The sequence below is a fragment of the Novosphingobium profundi genome (assembly GCF_018491765.1).
Lineage (GTDB): Bacteria > Pseudomonadota > Alphaproteobacteria > Sphingomonadales > Sphingomonadaceae > Novosphingobium > Novosphingobium profundi.
Genome location: NZ_JABWCU010000030.1, coordinates 35,318 through 41,493 on the forward strand (window position 1 = coordinate 35,318; position 6,176 = coordinate 41,493).

At 63.4% G+C, this 6,176-nt stretch carries 6 protein-coding genes; 1 reads left to right on the forward strand and 5 read right to left on the reverse strand.

The window, feature by feature from the left end; all coding sequences use genetic code 11:
* Positions 1 to 8: 8 nt before the first annotated feature.
* The 5 genes from HT136_RS23840 to HT136_RS23860 form a co-directional block, all read right to left on the reverse strand.
* Positions 9 to 383, reverse strand: a complete 375-nt coding sequence (locus HT136_RS23840) for a hypothetical protein (protein ID WP_214202344.1) — start codon at positions 381 to 383, stop codon at positions 9 to 11.
* Positions 380 to 1,609, reverse strand: coding sequence for a class I SAM-dependent methyltransferase (locus HT136_RS23845; protein ID WP_214202345.1), 1,230 nt, complete (start codon positions 1,607 to 1,609; stop codon positions 380 to 382). The genes HT136_RS23840 and HT136_RS23845 overlap by 4 nt, the downstream gene beginning before the upstream one ends.
* 223 nt (positions 1,610 to 1,832) lie before the next feature.
* Positions 1,833 to 2,579: a maleate cis-trans isomerase family protein gene (locus HT136_RS23850; protein ID WP_214202346.1), complete on the reverse strand. Its 747-nt coding sequence runs from the start codon at positions 2,577 to 2,579 to the stop codon at positions 1,833 to 1,835.
* Positions 2,580 to 2,721: 142 nt separating this feature from the next.
* A complete protein-coding gene (locus HT136_RS23855; protein ID WP_214202347.1) occupies positions 2,722 to 3,936 on the reverse strand; it encodes an FAD-dependent oxidoreductase in 1,215 nt (404 codons plus the stop codon).
* A gap of 259 nt (positions 3,937 to 4,195) precedes the next feature.
* Positions 4,196 to 5,701 (reverse strand): aldehyde dehydrogenase family protein, encoded by a 1,506-nt coding sequence (locus tag HT136_RS23860; protein ID WP_214202348.1) that lies wholly within the window; start codon positions 5,699 to 5,701, stop codon positions 4,196 to 4,198.
* A gap of 279 nt (positions 5,702 to 5,980) precedes the next feature.
* Between HT136_RS23860 and HT136_RS23865 the strand changes: the two genes are divergently transcribed.
* The coding region (locus HT136_RS23865; protein ID WP_214202349.1) for a hydantoinase/oxoprolinase N-terminal domain-containing protein at positions 5,981 to 6,176 on the forward strand (196 nt) is incomplete at its 3' end.

Below are 6,176 nucleotides of genomic sequence, written 5' to 3' on the forward strand. Positions count from 1 at the left end.
AGCCGCCCCTAAGCCGATGCGGCGTCCGTGCGGGATAGCTTCTCCACCCAGTCGGTGACCGGCGGATCGATTTCCTGCATGGCTTCGACTTCCTGCTGAAAGCCGCGCATGACGCGGGCGATATACGCCCTCATGGCAATTCCCCGTTCCTCACCGGCCTCATGGTCCGGTGCAAACCCCTCAATGCTCTGGCGATCGATCGAGCCGTTCTGCTCGAGCAACCGCTCCACGGTATCCAGACGCTCCCGGGTAGCGGCCAGTTCGGCCACGACCGAGAGGGTCAGCGAATAGAGACGATCGACGGCCATCTCATCGAAGAAGACCGGGCGACCGCCCTTTGCGCGCGCACCCGAACGTGCGATCCAGTCGAGCCCTTGGGTCATGCCGAAATCTCCTTCTCGAGATCGCTGGAAACCAGGGGCTTCCAGGCACCGTATGCGTTCCAGATTGCTGCGCGTCCGTAATCCTCGTTCTCACCGTCGGGCGAGGCGGGGAACAGCGACTTGTCGGGGACTGCCCGCACACCGGTCACGAATTGCTGTTCGAGCGGGAAGCCGGCATCCGCCATGACCTGTTCGAGGTGCACGCCGTGCATCGCGGACCAGAACGGCTCGTTGTTGTTGTAGGCGTCCCAATCGCGCAGGAACTGCTCGAAAAGTGGCATGTCGGGCCCGTACTGTGGCTGTTCGACATGCAGCAAAAGGCCACCGGGCTTGAGCACGCGGTACGCTTCGGCAAGGATCCGGGGCATCGCAGCAGCCGAAGTCTCGTGCAGGAACATCGTCGTCTGCACCCAGTCGAAGTGGTTGTCCGGAAAACGCGAGAGGTCCTCGCCATTGGCCTGGACTAAACGGATGTTGGCAACGCCAAGGCTGGCGGCGCGGGCAGCTCCATAGCGCAGCACAGGAGCCGCGGTGTCGATGCCGATGACTTCGGCTTCGGGGAAGCCCTGCGCGATCGGAACCGCGTTGTGGCCCACCGTGCAGCCGATATCGAGCACGCGTTCGGGCTTCCAGTCGGGCCGGTTCTGCTTGATCCAGCCCACGACCGCCTGGCCGCCGCCATCGTTCAGGCTGCCGAGCGCGCCGCCGGTCGTCGCGAAGAGGCCAGCGTCGTAGTTGGCCGTGACCGCGACGTCGCCGGGGCGTTCCTCGCCATGGTAGCTGCCCGGCTGGCAATGGATGTCGACACAGGTGACGTAAAGCGGCTGTTCGATCGAGGGGTCGAGCTCGAGAAGGCCCGATGCCGCGTTGAAGCCGCGCGCCTTGGCGTCGAGTTCGTCGAGCTGGCGCAGCACGACCTGGCGCCCGTTCTGCTGGCGCATTTCCATCGAATTGCGCTTGAGCGCCGACCACATGCGGTGCCAGGGATCCTGGTTCATCGCGACGCGGATTTCCTCGCGGTTCTCGGGCGCGCGACCATGAAGCGCCTTGAATGCGGGCAGCACGTGATTTTCGTAGGAGAGCCAGTTCCCCTTGCCCAGGTCACCGGAAAGATAGCGGTTGAACAGCGTCAGGAAATTGAAGCGCGCGGCTTCGTCGTGGTTGGCAACGGCCATCATCGCGTGCCGCTTGAGTGCGGTATAAGGTGGTGGAACTTGGCTTGGCATCGAAACCCTCCTTGCTGCACCAGATCGCGGCATGATCACCTTTGCGGTGCGCCACCCGACCTGTCTTGCAAGGTTGTCCTACCGCGAGTGCGGGCCTTATGGCTTGATTTGAGTCAAGTCTATAACAAATAAGCGGAGGGCTCCGCGATTTCTCGCAGAGCCCTCCGGTTTTCAGCCCTTTGTGCCTAAGCCAATTGGCCTGGCAAGGCGGATCGGTGCCGTGTCAGAACTCGGCGAGGAGACGACCGAGACCCTCGACCTTGTCCTCGATGCCGCAAGCGCGCAGGCCGTGCCAATACGTCGCGGTGTTGATCGCGATCACCGGCTTCGACAGCTTCTGTTCGTATTCGCGGGCAAGATCGACCATCGAGAGATTGGTGCCGACCTGGACGATGGCATCGACGTCATCGCCGTCGAGTTCATCGAGCACCGGGCGCAGTTCCTCGGGCGTGACCTTGGCGATATCAGTCCAGCGCTTGCACTGCAGCGGCTTGTCACGCTTCACCTCGAAGCCCGATTCCTCGAGGAAACGCCGCACTTCGGCGTTGGCGACAGGGTAGTAGGGCGAGACGAAGCTGACCGTCTTGACGTTGCCGTAGGCCTTGAGTGCGGCGGCCACCGATTCCGCTCCGGTCGAAGCCCCAATGCCGGCGAAATCCTCGACCTGCTTCTTCCACTTCTTCGCGCCTTCGACACCGCCGTAGAAGGTCACCGCCGACATGCCGAGCACGAGATAGTCGGGCTTGCAGGTCATCACCGAGCGAACCGCATCGAGGGTGTTTTCCGCGATGAGCGTGGTGCCCGCGATGAAGTCCTCGTTCGAGAGTGCCAGCGGATCTTCCACGTAGATGCGCGAGAAGTGGTTGGTCACGCCTTCAGGACGCATGCGCTCCATGTCGGGCTGCACGGTGGTGTTGGTGGACGGTGCGATGACACCCAGCAGCTTGCGCCAACCGAGAACGTCTCCCATAGCTTGTACTCCTGTTGCAGGGCCTGGCCTGCGGGTTGAACGACGTTTCTCCCCGCCCGCTCGCGTGGCGAGATGTTGTTTTCTGGTTGTTTTGTGTGAAGCACGCGGACAGGGGGAGCCCCCTGCCCGCGCGCCCTTGCTATCACGTGATCGCGGCGGCTTCCGCGAGGCTTTCGAACATGGCCTGGCGCAGCATGTAGGCGCGGCGCTGTTCGTCGTTGGCCTTGATGTCGAGCATCGCCTGGCGACGACGCTGGTGCGCGTCGTCCTGTCCGCCCTTGATCATGGCCATGTTGGCCTTGGTCTGGGTCTGCGTGAAGCTGTGCGTGACCTGGCGGCGCTGGCGGTCATAGAGCGAGAGGTTCGCGTCCATGTCGGCCTTGCCTTCGATCACGGGCAGCAGCTTCTCGAACAAGTTGAAAGCATCGTGAATGCCCGAGTTCATGCCGAAGCCGCCGAGCGGGTTGTTGAGGTGCGAGGCATCACCGCAGAGCATCACGCGGCCTTCGCGGAAGGACTTCGCGACGCGCTGGTGGACGCGGTAAAGCGTGCGGTGGCCGGTCTTGACCTCGGCACCCTTGCCCTCGCCCAGCAGGCGATCGAAGATGCCGTTCTTGACCTCGTCCGAGCGCAGGAAGTCTTCGTCGGCTTCCGGATCGGTCGGCACCAATACGCGCCACACCGAGGGAACGCGCAGCAGGACGAGCCATTCCTGCGGATCGCTGACGTAGTTCACATAGCACAAGTTGGGCAGGTAATCGGCCAGTTCGACTTCGGTCGAAAGCGTCAGGAAGCGCTCGGGGTAGGTGAAGCCGTCGAATTCGACGCCCAGCCATTTGCGAACGATCGAGTTCGCGCCGTCCGCGCCGATCAGGAAGTCGCAGCGGATCTTGTCGATGCCCATCATGGTCTCGACGAAGACGTCGACACCGGTCGCGTCTTCGTTGAAGTAGGCGATACGGCTGTTGAAGCGGATCTGTGCGCTTGAATACTTCGCGAGCCCGGCGGCCAGCCCCTGCGAGAGGTGGTACTGTTCGCACTGGATGCGGAAGGGGTATTTGGTCACGTCGGCGATCTCGGCCAGGTCGAAGTCGATCACTTCGCCGCTCTGGCGATCGCGCCAGTGATAGACGGGAGCCTCGAGACCCTTGTCGATCAGCATCTGCGTGATGCCGATCTCATCCAGCATCTCGAGCGTCGGCGGATGGAAGGTCGAGGCGCGCAGGTCATCGGCGCACGTCGCACCGGCTTCGAGGACGACCACGTCGACGCCCGCCTTCGCCAGAAGTGTCGCCAGAACCGTACCAACCGGCCCTGCCCCCGCGATCACCACCTGGCATCGTTCAACTGCAGCCATATCCAGCAGACTCCACTAATTGCTTTGCGAGGGCAGATATGGACGTCGGGCAGTTGCATGGGATGCGTGAGCGGAGGTCTATCCGACTTGCGGTGAATATACCTCCCCTTGGCGGATAGAGGTTCCGAAGATCCCGATTTTTGGCAGAATGCCCACGTAATTTTCCGCAATTGTCAGTGACCTGGATCAATTCCCGACAAGTTGCCCAAAAAAAGAAGGGCGCCGGAGCGCCCTTCGATTTCATTGCAGCAAAGGCATCTTACACGACGGCGCAGACGGTCTTCCATTCGAGATAGTTCTCGAGCGCCTGCTTGCCGCTGTCGCGCCCCCAGCCCGACTGCTTGACGCCGCCGATGGCGAGCGTGGGATCGTACATGGCGTGGCAGTTGATCCAGACCGTGCCGGCCTTGATTGCGCTCGACATGCGATGCGCGTTGCTGAGACCTTCGGTCCAGACGCTGGCAGCAAGACCGTATTCGCTGTCGTTGGCAGCGGCGATCACCTCCTCGACATCGTCGAAGGCCTGCGCGACGAGAACCGGCCCGAAGACTTCCTCGCGCACGATCTCCATGTCGGGCTTCACGTCGACGATGAGGGTCGGCGTGATGAAGGTGCCCGCTTCGCCGGTGCGCTCACCGCCGGTCAGCATCGTCGCGCCGTCTGCCTTGGCGCGCTGGAGGAAGCCCTCGACGCGCTCGGCGTGGCGCAGCGAGACGACCGGGCCCATCTGTGTGTCGGGCGCGAGACCATGACCCATCTTGAGGCTCTTGGCGTAGTTGGCGACGCCTTCCACGACCTGGTCGTGGATCGAGCGGTGCACGTAGAGGCGCGAGCCCGCGATGCAGACCTGGCCACCGTTGAAGTAGATCGCGTTGGCGACGCCCGGGATCGCGAGGTCGAGATCGGCGTCGGGCATCACGATCGTGGGCGACTTGCCGCCCAGCTCGAGCGTGACGCGCTTGAAATTGGTCTTGGCCGCGTCGAGCACGGCGCGTCCGGTCGCGGTCGAACCGGTGAAGGCGATCTTGTCGACGTCCTTGTGACTTGCCAGCGTTGCGCCGGTCTCGCCGCCAAGGCCCGTTACGACGTTGAGGACGCCGGCCGGGAGACCCGCTTCCAGCATCAGTTCGGCAAGGCGCAGCGCGGTAAGCGAAGTGTCCTCGGCGGGCTTGAGGACAAGCGTGCAACCAGCGGCAAGTGCGGGCGCCAGCTTCATCGCGGTCAGAACGAGCGGCGAGTTCCACGGCACGATCGCGGCGACGACGCCGACCGGCTCGCGCACCGTCCAGCTGCGCACCTGCTTTCCGGCGGGCTGGTAGTTGATCGAGCTCTCGATGGTGTTGCCTTCGATGGCCATGGCCTGGCCCGCAAAGAAGCGGAACTGGTTCACCGCGCCGGGAATTTCCGCCCAACGGCCAACGAACAGCGGCTTGCCCTGGTCGAGCGTCTCGAGTTCGGCGAGATCGTCGATGTTGGCCTCGATCAGATCGGCGATCTTCCACAGGATGCTGGCGCGCTGTGCCGGGACGGTGGCCGCCCAGGCACCTTGCGCGGCGCGCGCGGCGGCAACCGCCGCATCGACGTCCGTGGCGCCTGCCGCCGCGACCTGGCCAAGTTCGCTGCCGGTTGCCGGATCGAGCGTGGCGAACGTGGCGCCGCTCGCGGCCTGGCACCACTCGCCATTGATCAGCAGTCCCTGCCCCTGCGCGCGGCGTGCGAGGAATTCGCGCGTGGCGGGACGCAAGCTGGCGAAATCGAGTGGCATCGTCGGTGTCTCCTTTGTTCGCACCTGTCCTAATCCACTTGGCCGCTTAGCCTCCTGAGTGGCAATCCGAAAAGCCGCTTGGCGGATAACTCTGTCCGCAGCGGGAGCACAAATCCGACTTCCCGTTCACTGTCCGAACACAGGACCGGACCTCGTTCCGGCTGCATGGAACCAAATTTGGCCGGTTTCGACCTCATGTCGGGCGCCCCGAGGCGCCCCTGACGGTCGGGCTGGCGACCACCATCGCCATGAAGGCGAAGATACACGGATGGGGATTGTATGACCTACCGCTTGGGTGTTGACGTCGGAGGGACGTTCACCGACCTGCTTTTGTTCAACCAGGAGGATGGCTCGTTCTTCCGGCACAAGACGCCGTCGACGCCGCACGATTCGTCGGAAGGCATTCTGAACGGGTTGGGTGCGATCTGCGAGAAGGCACAGATCACGCCGGCGGACATCGAGTTCTTCCTGCACG

Excerpts from the sequence above, each read along its gene's own strand:
- HT136_RS23860 (WP_214202348.1), bottom strand. The coding sequence starts at position 5,701 with ATGCCACTCGATTTCGCCAGCTTGCGTCCCGCCACGCGCGAATTCCTC.
- HT136_RS23840 (WP_214202344.1), bottom strand. The coding sequence starts at position 383 with ATGACCCAAGGGCTCGACTGGATCGCACGTTCGGGTGCGCGCGCAAAG.
- HT136_RS23845 (WP_214202345.1), bottom strand. The coding sequence starts at position 1,609 with ATGCCAAGCCAAGTTCCACCACCTTATACCGCACTCAAGCGGCACGCG.
- HT136_RS23855 (WP_214202347.1), bottom strand. The coding sequence starts at position 3,936 with ATGGCTGCAGTTGAACGATGCCAGGTGGTGATCGCGGGGGCAGGGCCG.
- HT136_RS23850 (WP_214202346.1), bottom strand. The coding sequence starts at position 2,579 with ATGGGAGACGTTCTCGGTTGGCGCAAGCTGCTGGGTGTCATCGCACCG.